General features: G+C 69.3%; 19 protein-coding genes. 13 read left to right on the top strand and 6 right to left on the bottom strand.

Going from position 1 to position 14,840, the window contains the following annotated elements; all coding sequences use genetic code 11:
• Positions 1–10: 10 nt before the first annotated feature.
• The gene (locus LPA46_RS02240) at positions 11–613 is read right to left on the bottom strand and encodes a DUF420 domain-containing protein (protein WP_230891180.1); all 603 of its coding nucleotides are present in this window, start codon (positions 611–613) and stop codon (positions 11–13) included.
• Between the two features lie 130 nt (positions 614–743).
• On the opposite strand from LPA46_RS02240, the gene LPA46_RS02235 reads away from it, so the two are divergent.
• From LPA46_RS02235 to LPA46_RS02225, 3 genes are read left to right on the top strand one after another with little or no spacing between them, the layout of a single operon-like run.
• Positions 744–1,160, top strand: a complete 417-nt coding sequence (locus LPA46_RS02235; protein WP_230891179.1) for a cobalamin B12-binding domain-containing protein — start codon at positions 744–746, stop codon at positions 1,158–1,160.
• A 1-nt stretch (position 1,161) separates the two neighbouring features.
• Positions 1,162–2,142: a methylmalonyl Co-A mutase-associated GTPase MeaB gene (gene meaB / locus LPA46_RS02230; protein ID WP_230891630.1), complete on the top strand. Its 981-nt coding sequence runs from the start codon at positions 1,162–1,164 to the stop codon at positions 2,140–2,142.
• A 43-nt stretch (positions 2,143–2,185) separates the two neighbouring features.
• On the top strand, positions 2,186–3,121 hold the full coding sequence (locus LPA46_RS02225) for an alpha/beta fold hydrolase (RefSeq protein WP_230891178.1): 936 nt from the start codon (positions 2,186–2,188) through the stop codon (positions 3,119–3,121).
• Here LPA46_RS02225 and LPA46_RS02220 read toward each other — a convergent pair.
• Genes LPA46_RS02220 through LPA46_RS02210 form a run of 3 tightly spaced genes read right to left on the bottom strand, consistent with a single transcriptional unit; the run spans position 3,098 to position 4,979 of the window.
• Entirely contained in the window at positions 3,098–3,490 is a 393-nt protein-coding gene (locus LPA46_RS02220; RefSeq protein WP_230891177.1) for a Zn-ribbon domain-containing OB-fold protein, read from the bottom strand. The genes LPA46_RS02225 and LPA46_RS02220 overlap by 24 nt on opposite strands.
• Positions 3,487–4,656 carry a thiolase domain-containing protein gene (locus LPA46_RS02215; RefSeq protein WP_230891176.1) on the bottom strand — a complete coding sequence of 390 codons (1,170 nt, stop codon included), beginning with the start codon at positions 4,654–4,656 and terminating at the stop codon, positions 3,487–3,489. Before LPA46_RS02215 ends, LPA46_RS02220 begins: the two co-directional genes overlap by 4 nt.
• A 47-nt stretch (positions 4,657–4,703) precedes the next feature.
• Positions 4,704–4,979: a DUF7111 family protein gene (locus tag LPA46_RS02210; RefSeq protein ID WP_230891175.1), complete on the bottom strand. Its 276-nt coding sequence runs from the start codon at positions 4,977–4,979 to the stop codon at positions 4,704–4,706.
• An 87-nt stretch (positions 4,980–5,066) separates the two neighbouring features.
• Between LPA46_RS02210 and LPA46_RS02205 the strand changes: the two genes are divergently transcribed.
• The 4 genes from LPA46_RS02205 (at position 5,067) to LPA46_RS02190 (ending at position 7,826) form a co-directional block, all read left to right on the top strand.
• Positions 5,067–5,414, top strand: coding sequence for an ArsR/SmtB family transcription factor (locus LPA46_RS02205; protein WP_230891174.1), 348 nt, complete (start codon positions 5,067–5,069; stop codon positions 5,412–5,414).
• A 54-nt stretch (positions 5,415–5,468) separates the two neighbouring features.
• The gene (locus LPA46_RS02200; RefSeq protein ID WP_230891173.1) at positions 5,469–6,203 is read left to right on the top strand and encodes an AzlC family ABC transporter permease; all 735 of its coding nucleotides are present in this window, start codon (positions 5,469–5,471) and stop codon (positions 6,201–6,203) included.
• On the top strand, positions 6,196–6,510 hold the full coding sequence (locus LPA46_RS02195) for an AzlD family protein (protein ID WP_230891172.1): 315 nt from the start codon (positions 6,196–6,198) through the stop codon (positions 6,508–6,510). The genes LPA46_RS02200 and LPA46_RS02195 overlap by 8 nt, the downstream gene beginning before the upstream one ends.
• Before the next feature lie 113 nt (positions 6,511–6,623).
• Positions 6,624–7,826, top strand: coding sequence for a DUF418 domain-containing protein (locus tag LPA46_RS02190; RefSeq protein WP_230891171.1), 1,203 nt, complete (start codon positions 6,624–6,626; stop codon positions 7,824–7,826).
• Here the strand turns inward: LPA46_RS02190 and LPA46_RS02185 are convergent, their stop codons facing one another.
• Entirely contained in the window at positions 7,827–8,981 is a 1,155-nt protein-coding gene (locus LPA46_RS02185) for an acyl-CoA dehydrogenase (RefSeq protein ID WP_230891170.1), read from the bottom strand. It abuts the gene before it with no gap.
• 317 nt (positions 8,982–9,298) lie between these two features.
• Here LPA46_RS02185 and LPA46_RS02180 point away from each other — a divergent pair, with 317 nt between their 5' ends.
• The 6 genes from LPA46_RS02180 to LPA46_RS02155 all read left to right on the top strand — a co-directional run bounded on the left by LPA46_RS02180 (position 9,299) and on the right by LPA46_RS02155 (position 12,859).
• Complete coding sequence (locus LPA46_RS02180) at positions 9,299–10,348, top strand: squalene/phytoene synthase family protein (protein ID WP_230891169.1); 1,050 nt, start codon at positions 9,299–9,301, stop codon at positions 10,346–10,348.
• Positions 10,349–10,388: 40 nt separating this feature from the next.
• Positions 10,389–11,072 carry a hypothetical protein gene (locus LPA46_RS02175; protein ID WP_230891168.1) on the top strand — a complete coding sequence of 228 codons (684 nt, stop codon included), beginning with the start codon at positions 10,389–10,391 and terminating at the stop codon, positions 11,070–11,072.
• A 67-nt stretch (positions 11,073–11,139) separates the two neighbouring features.
• Positions 11,140–11,313, top strand: coding sequence for a hypothetical protein (locus tag LPA46_RS02170; protein ID WP_230891167.1), 174 nt, complete (start codon positions 11,140–11,142; stop codon positions 11,311–11,313).
• The gene (locus tag LPA46_RS02165) at positions 11,313–11,879 is read left to right on the top strand and encodes a GNAT family N-acetyltransferase (protein ID WP_230891166.1); all 567 of its coding nucleotides are present in this window, start codon (positions 11,313–11,315) and stop codon (positions 11,877–11,879) included. The genes LPA46_RS02170 and LPA46_RS02165 overlap by 1 nt, the downstream gene beginning before the upstream one ends.
• The gene (locus LPA46_RS02160; RefSeq protein WP_230891165.1) at positions 11,876–12,445 is read left to right on the top strand and encodes a GNAT family N-acetyltransferase; all 570 of its coding nucleotides are present in this window, start codon (positions 11,876–11,878) and stop codon (positions 12,443–12,445) included. Before LPA46_RS02165 ends, LPA46_RS02160 begins: the two co-directional genes overlap by 4 nt.
• A gap of 33 nt (positions 12,446–12,478) precedes the next feature.
• Positions 12,479–12,859: a hypothetical protein gene (locus LPA46_RS02155; protein ID WP_230891164.1), complete on the top strand. Its 381-nt coding sequence runs from the start codon at positions 12,479–12,481 to the stop codon at positions 12,857–12,859.
• Here the strand turns inward: LPA46_RS02155 and LPA46_RS02150 are convergent, their stop codons facing one another.
• Entirely contained in the window at positions 12,860–14,824 is a 1,965-nt protein-coding gene (locus LPA46_RS02150; protein WP_230891163.1) for an AMP-binding protein, read from the bottom strand. It lies immediately after the preceding gene.
• Positions 14,825–14,840 lie beyond the last annotated feature (16 nt).

Below are 14,840 nucleotides of genomic sequence, written 5' to 3'. Positions count from 1 at the left end.
AGGACTCTGGCTAGCGCGGGACCCAGGAGTAGACGTGGTTGAGCATCCAGTAGGTGACGACGCCCAGGAACAGCGACAGCGACCACGCCGTCACGGCAATCCGGCCGTACTTGGCGTGGCTCGTCTCCCGCAGTTCCGCCGGGCTGTGCGTGAGACCGAGCGTGATGGCGTAGAGGACGACGGGGACGGCGACGACGGAGAGGCCGATGTGGATGGCGAGCATGAGGAGGTACAGCGGTTCGACGATACCCGCGTACTGGGCGAGGAACTGGCCTTCCTCGATGACGATGGACTTCTCGAAGCCGCCGCCGACTTTCCAGAGGTAGAGCACGAGGAACACGCAGATGAGCGCGAACGCGGTCAGCATCGCGGCGCGGTGTTTCCGGACGTCGCCGCGCTTGATGAAGGCCGCGCCGACGAGCAGGCTGGTGAGCGCGAGCGTGTTCACGACGGCGATGGCGTCCGAGAACAGCAGCACGGTCTCGTCTGAGAGGGGCGGGAACAGCGGAACGATGCCGGAGAAGGCGGCGGCGACGAGCGCGTAGCCGACGACCGAGAGCACCACAGTGACGCGGCGCGGGTTCGCTCGCGCGTAGTCGGAGACGGAGGTCATGAGTGGACGTTCGGCCCCGTCCACAAACCCGCTTTCGCTTCTCGCGGGAACAACCGGAGTTTGGGTAGCGCAAGCAGAACTGTAATAGAAGTCCGTTAGAGTGAAACACGTATGTGGCAAAATTCCGGCCATGAGCCACGAATCCCAGCGGAACATCCGGTGCCTGGTGGCCAAAGTCGGACTCGACGGCCACGACCGGGGCGCTCACGTCATCACGCGGGCGTTCCGCGACGCCGGATTCGAGGTCATCTACTCGGGCCTCCACAAGGCCCCCGAGGAAATCGTGCAGGCGGCCGTCCAGGAGGACGTCGACGTGCTCGGCATCTCCATCCTCTCGGGCGCGCACAACACGCTCGTCCCGAAAATCGTCGAAGGCCTCGAAGCGTACGATGCCTTCGAGGACACCCTCATCATCGTCGGCGGCATCGTCCCCGACGAGGACCGCGAGGGCCTGAAGGAGGCGGGCGTGGACGCCATCTTCGGGCCGGGGACGCCGATGGAGGAGACCATCGAGTTCATCCGGGCGAACGTGACGCGGCGTGACTGAGATGGCCGCCCAGGACGCCCTCGACCTCGTGGACGAGCTGCTTGCCGGGAAGCACCGGGCGCTCGCGCGCACCATCACGCGCATCGAGAACCGGTCCCCGGGCTACCGCGACCTCGTCGCCGCGCTCTACCCGCACACGGGGAACGCGGACGTCATCGGCATCACGGGCAGCCCGGGCTCCGGGAAGTCGACGCTCGTGGACAAGATGGCGAAGGCGTACCGCGACCGCGGGCTCACCGTCGGCGTCATCGCGGTCGACCCGTCGTCGCCGTTCACGGGTGGCGCGGTGCTCGGGGACCGCATCCGGATGGCCTCCACCGCGACTGACATGGACGTGTTCTTCCGGTCGATGTCCGCGCGCGGCAGTCTCGGCGGCCTCTCGACGGCGACCACGGACGCCGTCAAAGCGCTGGACGCGTTCGGGAAGGACAAAATCATCATCGAGACGGTGGGTGCCGGGCAGAACGAGGTCGACGTCGTGAAGACCGCGGACACGGTCGCCGTGCTCGTGCCGCCCTCCTCCGGCGACGACGTCCAGATGCTGAAGGCGGGCATCCTCGAAATCGGGGACGTCTTCGTCGTGAACAAGGCCGACCTCGCCGGCTCGGACAAGACCGTCACCGAACTGAAGAACATGCTCGACATGCGCGAGGGCGAGCCCGGCGACTGGAACCCCGAGGTCGTCGAGACGATTGCGAACAGCGGCGAGGGAGTAACCGAATTCCTCGACGTGCTCGACGCCCACACCGACTGGCTCGACGAGTCGGGCCGCCGCGAGGCTAAGCGCCACCAGCGCCACGCCGAGGAACTGCGGAACCTCCTCCGGGAGGACGCGAGTGAACTCATCGAGGACGAACTCGACGCGCGCGGCGGCATCGACGACCTCGTCGAGCGCATCGACGCGGGCGAGACGACGCCGTACGACATCGCCGACGACGTGGTCGAACCCCTCGCGGACTGCCTCGACCAGCAGCGCGACTGAGCCCGTCACAACGGCTAAGCGACTGGCGGCTGAACCGTCCCGTATGCGACTTCGTAGACTCCTCGCTGGCGCTGTCGGCACCGTCGCGGCCGCGGACCTCCTCGACCGCGGCCTCCGCGCGAAGGCCGGGGAGTTGCCGCCGACGCTCGCGGGCGCACAGGACACCTACCGGTGGCGCGGGTTCGACGTAGCCTACACCGAGGCCGGCGAGCCCGACCGGCCGGACGTGGTCTGCCTGCACGGGATTCACGCCGCCGCGTCGAGTTGCGAGTTCGAGGGCATCTTCGACGCGCTCGCCGAGGACTACCACGTGATTGCGCCGGACCTTCCCGGGTTCGGTCGGACCGACCGCCCGCCGGTCGCGTACACGTCCTCGCTGTACGAGGAGTTCGTCGCGGACTTCGTCTCGGACGTTGCCGACGACCCGGTCGTCCTCGGGAGTTCGCTCTCGGGCGCGTGGGCGGCGATTGCCGCCGGGGAAACGGACGTCTCGGGGCTGTTGCTCGTCTGTCCGACCGCGGACACCAGCCCGCGCCGGCCGTGGCTGCGCGCGCTGTTCCGCTCGCCCGTGCTCGGCGCGGCGGCGTTCGACGCGCTGACCGCGAAGCCGTCGCTGCGGTTCTTCGACGAGCGCGACGCCTTCTACTACCCCGAGCGCATCCCCGAGGACCTCCTGGATTACCAGTGGCGGACCGCCCACCAGGAAAGCGCGCGGTTCGCGCCCGCGTCGTTCGTCGGCGGCTATCTCGACGCGGACGTCGACCTCGGTGCAGAACTCGGCGAGCGCGACTGCCCGGTGACGCTCGTCTGGGGCCGGGAAGCCACCGTCTCGACGCTCGCCGCCGGCCGGGACGTCGCCGAGGACGCGGACACGCGGCTGGTCGTCGTCGACGAGACGCGCCTGCTCCCCCACGCAGAACAGCCCGAGGTGTTCCTCGACGCGGTCCGCGAGGACCTACCGCGGCTCGAAGACCACTAGCCGCTCGCCCCCCGTCTCCGTCTCGCCGATACCGGGTTCGACGTCCAGCCCGATTTCGACGTCCGCTACGTCTGCTAGCACCTGCCCCGTGAGCCGCACCGGGCCGAAGTCCGCGACGGCCGTGACGTAGGGTGCGTCCTCGGCGAACGACGGTGCAGGGACGTGGACCTTCGTGTACGTCGCCACCGCACCGGACTCCGGGAGTAACACTTCGTCGAGGTCGGCGCTCCCGCACTCCGGGCAGACGCGCCGCGGCGGCAGGCTCCCGTGGCCGTTCGCGCACTCCACGTAGTAGCCGTCGCCCTCGGCGAGCGCGTCGAGGAACTCGTCGAAGCCCGCGTCGCGCACGGATTCGTCGTCTTCAGTCATTCTGCGACCTCCGCTAAGACGTGGACCACGGCACTCGCCACCGTCCCACCGGCGTTGTGCGCGACGCCGACACGCGCCTCGGGGACGTGCTCGCTGTTGACGTGGTCGCCGCGCAGCAGTTTCGTGAGTTCGGCGACCTGACTCGTCCCCGTCGCGCCGACCGGGTGGCCCTTCGCCTTCAGCCCCCCGGAGAGGTTCACGGGGAGGTCACCGTCCTGCGTGGTCACGCCTTCGCGGGCGGCCGTGATTCCCTCACCAGTCTCGAAGAGGCCCAGCGATTCCAACGCGAGCACTTCCGCAATAGTGAAGCAGTCGTGGACCTCCGCGACGTCCACGTCGTCGGCCGCGATGCCGGCGTCCGCGTACGCCTCTTCAGCGGCTTCGGTAGCGGCGGGCGACGTCGCGACGTTCTCGCGGTCCTGCAGCGCCATCCGGTCGCCGCCCTGTCCCGTTCCGGTAATCGCGACGCCCGCGTCGAGGTCGTGCGACTCCCCGTACTCCTCGCTAACGAGAACGACCGCGCTCGCGCCGTCGGTCACGGGGCAGGCGTCGTAGAGGTGCAGCGGGTCCGCGACCGGCGGCGAGTCCAGCGCCGCCTCGACGGTGATTTCGCGCTGGTACTGCGCGTGCTCGTTGCCCACAGCGTTGGCGTGGTTCTTCACCGCGACGTGCGCGAGGTCCTCGCGCGTGCCGCCGAACTGCTCGAAGTACGCCGTCGCCATCATCGCGTACGCGCCGGGGAACGTGACGCCCGCGCGCACCTCGTACAGTTCGTCCGCGGCGATGGCCAACGCCTCCGTCGACCCCGCCGTCGAGAGGTTCGTCATGCGCTCGGACCCACCGACAACGAGCACGTCGGCCTCGCCGTTCCGGACGTCCCGGACGGCCTGCCGGAGCGCCACGCCGCTGGACGCGCACGCGCTCTCGTAGCGCGTCGCGGGCGCTTGCACGCCCAGCGCCTCCGCCGCGAGCGGGCCCTGGTGGCCCTGGTGCTCGCTCAACTCGCCCATGAAGTTGCCGTAGTAGACGCCCTCGACGTCGTCGCGGGCGACGCCGGCGTCCTCGATGGCGGTCGCCCCCGCCTCCGCGAACAGGTCGCGGCTCGTGCGCTCGGGGTGGCGGCCGAACTTCGTGATCCCGGCACCGGCCACGCGAACCTTGGTCATGGCTCACGATTGTTCGAGCGGGGTCAAAAGGTGTGGGGAACCCCGGGTTACATCCCCATGTCCGCGGCGGCGTCAGGAACCGGGAGGTCGTTGGGGTCCACGCCGAGCAGCTCCGCGGCGTGGTCCAGAGCCATGTCGAAGCCGTAGTACCGCTCCAGTTCGTCGCCGTCCGCGGTCGGGCGCACCTTCAACATCGCGTACCCTTCGACGTTCTGCGCGACGGCGGCCGTCCGGCCGTCGCGCTCGAACGCCAGCACGCGCTCGGTGTCGGTCTCGGAGTAGCGGGCGGTGACGCCGTCGGCCTCGGCGGTCTCCTCGGTCATCGTCGGCGATTCGGCCGGCCACGGGAAAAACACGACGGGTCTGCACGATGGAGGGACTTATGGTGTCGCCCCGACCACGACCGTCCGATGGCGATTCCACGTTGGACGTGGCCAGACACCGACGACCCAGCGACCGCCACCGAACTTCGGGACGCGACGGCGGCGTTCGACGCGCTCTCGGACCCGACGCGCGCAGCGATTCTCGGCGCGCTGTTCGACGCGAGCGGGCCACTGTCGTACTCCGCCCTCGCGTCTGCCGCCGACGTCCCGGATAACGGCCGCCTGAACTATCACCTCCGACGCCTCGACGACCTCGTCGACCACTCGTCGGCCGGCTACTCGCTGTCGGCGCGCGGTCGTGCGCTCGTCGAGGGCGCGCTCGACGCGACGGAGGGAGACCGTAGTCGGGAGAACGTTCGTTCTCCAAATCGTTAACGGCGCGGGGGACGTGTCTCGAAGCGATGCGAGTCGCCACGCGGAGGGGTAGCGTTGGCTGAAGGCGAACCGACCACCGAGCACAGCGATAGGGACGGCGTGCAGTCCGTGGAGTTCACCGCGGCGGGCGTCCGCGAGGGGTTCGTCTCGGGGTTCCCCGTGGCAGTCGGCGTCGCGGGCTACGGCGTCGTCTTCGGCGTAGTTGCGCGCCGTGCAGGGTTGAGCGTCGCGGAAGCCGGGCTGATGAGCGCGACCGTGCTCGCGGGCGCAGCACAGTTGGTCGCCGTCGAACTGTGGGCGGCCCCGATTCCCGTGGTCGCGGTGGTCGCGACGACCGCGCTCGTGAACCTCCGATACGTGCTGATGGGCGCGGCGTTGCGGCCGTGGCTCCAGCAGGTCACCGTGCCGCAGGCGTACACGAGCGTGTTCTTCTTCGCCGACGAGAACTGGGCGCTGTCCATCGGGACGTTGCGCGCCGGGAGCAGCAACGGCGCGTTCCTGTTCGGGAGCGGCGTCGTGCTCTGGCTGCTGTGGATAGCCTCCACCGTCGTCGGCGCGACCGCCGGCGACCTCGTCGGCGACCCCGCGACGTACGGTCTGGACTTCGTCGCGACGGCGCTGTTCCTCACGCTCGCCGCCGGCTTCTGGGAGGGGACAGAGTCGCTGCGGCCGTGGGTCGTCGCGGCGACCGCCGCGCTCGCCGTGCACGCCGTCGTCCCCGGCGAGTGGTACATCCTCGCGGGCGCGCTCGCCGGTGCCGCGACGGAGGTGGTGACCTACGATGATTGACGCGCTCAACCTCGACCCGACCGTCGTCGGGGTGATTCTCGCGATGGCCGCCGTGACGTACGCCACGAAGGCGGGCGGTTTCTGGCTACTCGGCCGCGTCGACCTCTCCGAGCGCGCGGAAGCCGGCATCGACGTGCTCCCGGGCGCGGTCGTCGTCGCGTTCGTCGCGCCCGCGCTCGCCGAGGGTGGAGTTCCCGAGTGGGTCGCCGCCGTCGCAACCGTCGCCGTCGCGCGCAAGACCGGAAACCTGCTGGTGTCGCTGGCGCTCGGCGTCGCGGTCGTGCTCGCGGTCCGGAACGTGCTGTAGCCGCAGACCAGCGCCTGCACCACACCTTTTGTGTCGGCTGCCTAACGAACCAGTCGAGTGATGGGCGACCACCCGGCGGACCGGTACGTGAGACGCGAGTTGGAGCGCGACCGATGAGCGGTAATGGTGGACCGACGCCCCCGTCCGAGCGCGTCGTCGGCCTCGACGCGCTCCGCGGGTTCGCGCTGCTCGGTATCCTGGTCGTCAACGTCCGACTGTTCTCGATGCCCGAAGTCGTGTTGCTCAACCCGACGGCGTACGGCGACTTCGCGGGCGCGAACTACTGGGCGTGGTTCGCCGGTCACGTGCTCGTCGAGCAGAAGTTCATCACGCTGTTCACGCTGCTGTTCGGCGGCGGCATCGCGCTGTTCACCCGCAATCGCGAGCGCCGCGGCGACCCGGTGCTCGGCCTCCACCTCCGGCGGTCCGGCTTGCTCGTCGCGTTCGGCCTCCTGCACGCCTACCTGCTGTGGTACGGCGACGTGCTCGTCGCGTACGGCGTCACCGCGCTCTGGGTCGTCTCCGCGCGCCACGAGACCGCACGACGGCAAGCGGTGCTCGGGCTCGGCCTGCTCCTCGTGCCGTCCGCGACGGAGGTGCTGTCCGCGCTGTTCTCGGACCTCTCGGCGTTCGTGCAGACGTGGCGACCAGCCGAGGCAGCGCTCCGCGCGGAAGTCGAAACGTACCGGAGCGGCTGGCTCGCACAGATGGCTCACCGCGTGCCGACCTCGTTCGAGCGCCAGACGGCCGGCTACCTCGCGTCGACGGGCTGGCGCGTGAGCGGGTCGATGCTGCTCGGGATGGCGCTGTTCGAGTGGGGTGTCCTGACGAACGACCGCTCGCGGCGGTTCTACCGGCAGCTCGCAGCCGTCGGCGGCGTCACTGGGCTCGCAGTCGCGCTCGCCGGCGTCTGGTACGTCGAAGCCAGCAACTGGACCCCGGCCGCGGGCCTGCTCTGGCGGCAGTTCAACTACTGGGGGAGCCTCCCGCTGGCCAGCGCGTACGTCGCGCTCGTCATGCTGTACGCGCGCCGGCGCCCCGACGGCATCCTGACGCGCACGCTGGCGGGCATCGGCCGCACCGCCTTCAGCAACTACCTCCTCCAGAGCGTGCTCGCGACGTGGGTTTTCTACGGCCACGGCCTCGGGCTGTTCGGCCGCGTGACGCGATTCGAAGCGCTCGGCATCGTCGCCGCCATCTGGGTCGTGCAGGCCGCCCTCTCGATGCTCTGGCTGCAACGGTTCCGCTTCGGGCCGATGGAGTGGCTCTGGCGCACGCTCACGTACGGCGAGCGCCAGCCGCTACGAATCGACTGACTACTTCAGCAACCGTTGCGCAATCGTATTTCGGAGCACTTCGCTGGTGCCCTCGTAGATTTCGTTGAGCTTCGCGTCCCGGTAGTAGCGCTCGACGGCGAAGTCCTTCGTGTAGCCGTAGCCGCCGTGAATCTGGATGCCCTCGTTGGTGACCTCGCGGCTGATTTCGGAGGCGTAGAGTTTGGCCTGCGCGGCGTCCTTGATGAAGTCCTCGCCGCGCATCTTCTTGTCCGCGGCGCGGTGCATCAGCAGTTTCGCGGACTGAATCTTCGTGTCCATGTCCGCGAGCTTGTGCTGAATCGCCTGGAAGTCGCTGATGGGCTGGTCGAACTGCTTGCGGGCCTGCGCGTACGTGAGGCTGTCGTCGAGGGCCGCGCGCGCCAGGCCGATGGAGCGCGCGGCGATGGTGATGCGGCCGCCGTTGAGCGTTTCGAGCGCCTGCTGGAAGCCCTCGCCTTCCTCGCCGAGCAGGCGGTCCGTGGGAATTCGCATGTCGTCGAAGCGTAGTTCCGCGGTCGGACAGCCCTTGTCGCCGAGCTTGTCCTCCGTGCCCTCGACGTGGAAGCCGTCGTCCTCGTCAGGACGCACGACAAACGACGAGATGCCGCGGTGGCCGGCGTCGGGGTCGGTCTTCGCGAACAGCGTAACCGTGTCCGCGACGCTCCCGTTCGAAATCCAGAGCTTCTCGCCGTTTATCACGTATTCGTCGCCTGCGTGCCCGCTGGCACGTTCGGCGGTCGTCTCCATCGACGGAACGTCCGAGCCCGCGCCTGCCTCCGAGAGCGCGAACGCGCCGATTTCGTCGCCGCGGTTCATCGCCGCGAGGTACTCGGCCTTCTGGTCGTCGTCGCCGTACTGGTAGAGCATGTTCCCCGCGAGGCTCGTGTGCGCCGCGACGACCGTGCCGAGTCCGCCGCTGCCCCGGGAGAGTTCTTCGAGCGCGATAGCGTAGGAGTGGTAGTCCAGGCCCGCGCCGTCGTACTCCTCGGGGAACGGCATCCCCATCAGGCCGAGGTCGCTCATCTCCTCGACGAGGTCCTGCGGGAACTCGTCGTCGTGGTCGATGTCCGCGGCGCGCGGAATCACTTCCTCGTCGACGAACTCCGAGACCATCTCCTTGATTTGGCGCTGTTCGTCGCTGAGGCTGAAGTCCATACGCGAATCTTGCCGGGTCGTTCCTTTAGTTTTCCTATGAGCGTGGCCGACCGCAGGGAGGCCACGTTACGGCGAGCGGGGAGCACCGCGACCCGCGAGCAGCGTGGCCGAACAACGCGATCTCACATTTCCGCGAACGCGGAGCACGCGCTCGACGGCGGAGAGCGCGGAACGTTGAGCGGGGAACGGAGTGACCCGCGAGCCGCGTGGTCGAGAGCCACTGTCCGCCTCGCGAGCACCGCGACTAGGAATCCGTCGGTTCGCCAAACCGTCCCCCGTCCCTTTTTGCGCGTGGTCCCCGTAACGGGGGTATAGCGATGGTCGGAGGCCACCCACAGTCCCCCCAGCCCGCGGCCGACGAGCGCGCGTGGTGCCACGACGCCGTGCAGGACGTCTCCCGCACGTTCGCGTTGACTATCGACGCGCTCGAAGAGCCGATGGCGACGCGCATCTGCGTCGGCTACCTGTTGTGCCGCGTGGCGGACACCGTCGAGGACGCCACGTCGATACCGCCCGCCGAGCAGGCCGCGCTCCTGCGGACGTACGACCGCGTACTGGACCCCGGCGACGAGACGGGTATCGCGGCGTTCCAGGAGGACGTGGAGCCACACCTGCCGGCCGAACTGGACGCCGACTGGACGGTCGTCGCGGAGGCCTCGCGGGTCCTGCGGGCGTTCGAGAGCCTCGACGCGGACGCGCAGGCCTCGATTCGGCCGACCGTCCGCGAGATGACGACGGGGATGGCGTCGTTCGTGGAGCGGTACGCCGAGGACGGCGGCCTCCGCATCCAGTCCGTGGAAGAACTCGAAGAGTACTGCTGGTACGTGGCGGGGACAGTGGGGGAACTCGTCACGGAGCTGCTGGCGGCGGACGCGGCCCGCGAGGAGGCGGCGACGATGCGCGAGCACGCGCGGTCGTTCGCGCTCCTCCTCCAGTTGGTGAACGTCGCCAAAGACGTCCGGCCGGACTACCACGAGGAGAACAACGTCTACCTGCCGGCGTCGTGGCTGGACGAGGCGGGTGTCGACCCGGACGCGGTCGCGGACCCGTCGAACGCCGACGGCGTGGGGAGCGTCGTCGAGCGCGTCGTCGACCGCGCACGGGGGTACGCGGACGGCGCGCAGCGGTGGCTGGAGGCGATGCCGACGACCAGCGGGAACACGCTGGCGGCGTGGACGGTGCCGTACCTGCTGGCGGTCGGGACGATGCGGGAACTCCGGGACCGACCCGGGGATGTCGTCGTGGACGGCGACGTGAAGGTCTCGCGCGCCGAGGTGCACGCGGTGCTGGCGCGCGTCACGGACGACTTCGACCGGACGGCGCTGGACCGGCTGCGCGAGCGCATCGCGAGCCAGTCGCTGGCCTGAACCCGGAACGCGTTAGTCGCTGCCGGCGCGAGCCTTTCTCATGGAGACAGTCGCCGACGTCGTCGCGAGTCTCGACGACCCGGACCGGCCGGTCGTGCGCGCCGACCGCGTCCACGACGCCCGCGAGTTCCGGTCGCAGACGTACAAGACCGGGAACGCGCTGCGGCACTGTGGCGTGCGCGAGGAAGCTGGCGTCGCGATTCTGGACGTGCCCGCGCCCGCCGCGCTACAGACGTTCCTCGGCGCGGCGCTGCTGGGCGCGACCGTGGAGTTCGAGCCGGACCGCGTGGTCGAGGCGCGCGTGCTCGCGGGGCCGACTGCGGAACTCGGCGAGTACGACCTGCCGCCGGGCGGCCAGCGCGTCGGCTGGGGGGAGCCGCCCGCGGACCCGTCGTGGATGTACTTCGAGCGCGACGTGTGGAGCGAGAACCCGACGTTCCCGGAGCCGTCGGTCACGCCGGAGACCGAACTCCTCGCCGGCGTCACGCACGGCGAAGCGGTCGACGCGGCGCAACGGGTCGCCGAGCAGTACGACGCGGACGACCGGGTCGCAGTGCGCGCGCCGCTCGCGGAGCCGGGGACGATTATCGCGGGCGTGCTCGCGCCGTTGCTCGCGGGTGCGTCGATAGTGCTACCGCCCGCTGGGGGCGCGGGAACGGTCGCGGTCGCGACAGGGGACGCGCCCGAGGACCGCGTGGTCGCGCCGGGCGACGCCGCGCCGTAGGCGACTGTCCGTGAATGAGTACCAATCTCGCGGAACCGCTATTATCCGGGGGTGAAATGGGGGACACATGCCAGATGCAGTAATCAGCTGGGGTGGCCGAGCCTCCACGGGCGCGGCCGAGTCCGAGCGCGCCGACGGCGCCCCCGAGGGCGACGAGCGCGACGGAGGCACCCAGTGCGGCACGCATCGAACAGTGGGAGCGAGCGGCAGCGAATCGAGCGGCGACGTGGTGAGCGAGTGATGCCCGGACCGATACTCGAGGTCGGCGACGACCTCGTCCTGCGGACCGTCGAGCGCGACGACGCGGCGTTCCTCCAGCGCTTGTTCACGGACCCGTACGCGCGCCTCGGCCTCCACGCGGGCGGCCACAAGAGCGAGGCGGAGGTCGAGGAGTTCGTCGAGGAGGAAGTCGAGGACGACTCCAACGCGGCCTACCTCGCGTGCGTGGACGAGGACGACGCGCCCTACGACCACCCGGACGACGAGGAAACGACGCCGGTCGCGTTCGTGTTCGCGAGCCACGTCGACCGCGACCGTCCGGGCCTCGTGCTCTGGGTGCCCGAAGAGCACCGCGACGAGGGCTACGGCGCTGCCGCAGTCGACCTCGCGCTGAAGGGGCTGTTCCGGACGTACGACGCCCACACCGTCGGCGCCGAAGTGCTCGAGGGCGACGACTACACGCGGACCGCGTTCGAGACTGTCGGCTTCACCGACGAGGGCCGCGGCCGCGAGGTGTGGTTCGCGGAGGGCGAGTACCAGGACGCCATCGAGTACGGCTTGCTCCGCGAGGAGTGGGAGGGTCGATGATGCCCGGGCCAGTCGTCACAGAGGGCGAGCGCGTCACGTTCCGCACCGTCGAGCGCGACGACGCGGCGTTCATCCAGCGCTCCTGCACGGACCCCCGCATTCGCTACTCGCTGGGCTCGATTCACCACCGCTCGCGCGCCCAGCAGGAGGAGGGCATCGAGGAGTGGATAGAGAGCGAGGGCACCGTGACGTTCGTCGCGTGTGCAGACGAAGAAGACGCGCCCCGCGGCCACCCCGACGACGAGGAGACCACGCCCATCGGGAGTTTCAACGCACGCCACGTGGACGGCGACCGCGTCTGGCTGTCGTACTGGCTGCTCCCCGAGTACCACGGCGAGGGCTACGGCCGCGACGTGGCCGAGACGGGTATCGACTACGTCTTCGAGAACTACGACGTCCACGGCATCACCGCGGGCGCCTACGAGTTCAACGACGCCTCCCGCGGGCTGCTGGAGGCGATGGGGTTCACGCAGGTCGCGCGCCGCCGCGAGTCCCGGTACATCGACGGCGACTACTACGACGAGGTGCGCTACGACCTGCTGCGCCGCGAGTGGGCCGAACAGTAATTCTTTTTTGCGCGTGCTCGGTCGGTGCCGGCAGTGACCGAGACGACCGCGCGTTGTCTGATTCGGGAGCTCGACGAACTGTTCGTCGAGGAGGTCGTCGACCCCGACGAGGGCCGGGTCTACCGGCCGTTCGGCCGTGAGGTGGAACCAGACGAGTCCCCCGAGGCGGCCGTCCGCGCAGCGTTCCGGGAGACGCTCGGCGTCGACCTCTCATGGGTGACCGAATTGGGCGAGTACGACGGCGTGCGCGTCTTCGAGGCGAGCGCCGACCAGAACTGGCTGTACGACGAGACCGGAATTACGGTCTACGACCCCGAGACCGGAGAGACGACGCGGCTGGCGTGGCTCCACCGTGAGGACTTCGAGAAGTACGGGGAGACGTTACGCCCCGAGGGGCTGCTGGCCGACCTCTGACTACTGGGCGTTCTCGATTGCGTCGATGGCGTCGGGGTTCTCGATGCTGGAGCGGTCGCCGATGTCCTCGCCGGTGTACGCGCCCTCGATGGCGCGGCGGACGATTTTCCCGGACTGGGTCTTCGGGAACTCGTCGACGAACAGCACCTCGCGCGGACGGAACGGCTTGCCCAATTCGGCGCCGACCTGCTCGCGGAGTTCCGCGCGGAGGTCGTCGCTGGGTTCGACATCGTCCTCCAGAATCACGTACGCGACGACGGCCTCGCCCGTGGTGTCGTCGGGAACGCCGACCGCGGCAGCCTGGTTGACGGCGTCGTGGTCGATGAGCGCGCCCTCCACTTCGGCGGGGCCGACCTTCCGGCCGGCGACGTTGATGGCGTCGTCCGCGCGGCCGTGCAGGAACCAGAAGCCGTCCTCGTCGACCTGCGCCCAGTCGCCGTGGTTCCAGACGTCCTCGAAGCGCGACCAGTACTCCTCGAGGTGGCGCTCGTCGCCGCTCCACAGGGACTTGGTCATCGCGGGGTTCGAGGAGCGCGCGACGAGGTAGCCGCGCTCGTGGGCGTCCTTGATGGAGTTGCCGTCCTCGTCGACGACGTCGATGTCCATGCCGAGGCCGGGGCCGCCCAGCGTGCAGGGCTTCAGCGGCTGGATGGGCATCGGCATGAGGAAGCAGCCGAACACCTCGGTGCCGCCGGAGATGTTGATGATGGGGGCTTCGCCGTTGCCGACGTGCTCGTAGAACCACTCCCAGCTCTCGGGGTCCCACGGCTCGCCCGTCGACCCCAGCAGGCGCAGACTCGAGAGGTCGTGGCCCTCCAGCCACTCGTCGCCGTATTTCCGGAGCGCGCGAATCGCGGTCGGCGAGATGCCGAATTGGGTGACGCCGTGGCGGTCTATCATCTCCCAGAAGCGGTCGGGTTCGGGGTGGTCGGGCGCGCCCTCGTACATCACGATGGTGCCGCCGAACGCGTGGTTGCCGACGAGCGTCCACGGTCCCATCATCCAGCCGATGTCGCTGACCCAGAAGAAGCGGTCGCCGGGTTTCTGGTCGAAGCCGAAGTGAATCTCCTTGGTGGGTTGGACGAGCGTGCCCGCGTGCGTGTGGACGATGCCCTTCGGCTTCCCCGTCGTCCCCGACGAGTACAGGAGCATGCAGGGGTCGCTGGCGTCCATCTCGCGCGTCTCGAAGTCGTCGGCCTGCGTCTCGACGGCCTCGCTCCACCACTCGTCGCGGTCGTCGTCCCACGGGATGTCCGCGTCTAGCCGGTCGTAGACGATGGTGTGCTCGACGTGGCCGGCCTGTTCGATGGCCTCGTCGGCGGTCTCCTTGAGCGTGATTTCGTCGCCGCGACGGTAGAAGCCGTCCCCGGTGAACAGCACCGAGCACTCCGCGTCCGAAATCCGGGTGGCGGTGGCGTCGACGCCGAACCCGGAGAAGATGGGGACGGCGATGGCGCCGACCTTGAAGATGCCGTAGAGGATGCTCTGGACCTCCGGCACCATCGGCATGTAGAGGCCGACTGTGTCGCCCTCGCCGATGCCGCGCTCGGTCAGCGCGTTCGCGACCTGATTGGCCTGCCGGTGGAGGTCGTGGTAGGTCTGCTGGCGGACCTCGCCGTCCTCGCCCTCCCAGATGCAGGCGACGTGGTTGCGGGTGCCCGAGTCGACGGCGGCGTGGCGGTCGACGGTGTTGTGCGCGACGTTGAGTGTCGCGCCCGGATACCACTCCGTGAACTGCGGCCCCTCGGAGTCGTCCCGGACCTCGTCGAAGCCCTCGTAGAACTCCAATCCGAGGTAGCCCGGGAGCTCCCCCCAGAACCAGTCGAGGTCCGAGGTGGTGCGCTCGACGAGTTCGTCGTAGTCCGCGATGGCGTACGTCTGCATGAAGTCCCAGACGTTCGTGGACTCGACGAACTCGTCGTCGGGTCGGTGGACGATCTCGTCCACTTCGTCGAGCGTATCCATACGTGGCAACTCTTGC

Origin of the sequence: Halobacterium sp. KA-6 (assembly GCF_021029015.1) — an archaeon.
Taxonomy (GTDB): Archaea; Halobacteriota; Halobacteria; order Halobacteriales; family Halobacteriaceae; genus Halobacterium.
The sequence above is the reverse complement of the archived record's forward strand: the minus strand, read 5'-3'. Positions and strand labels throughout refer to the sequence as shown.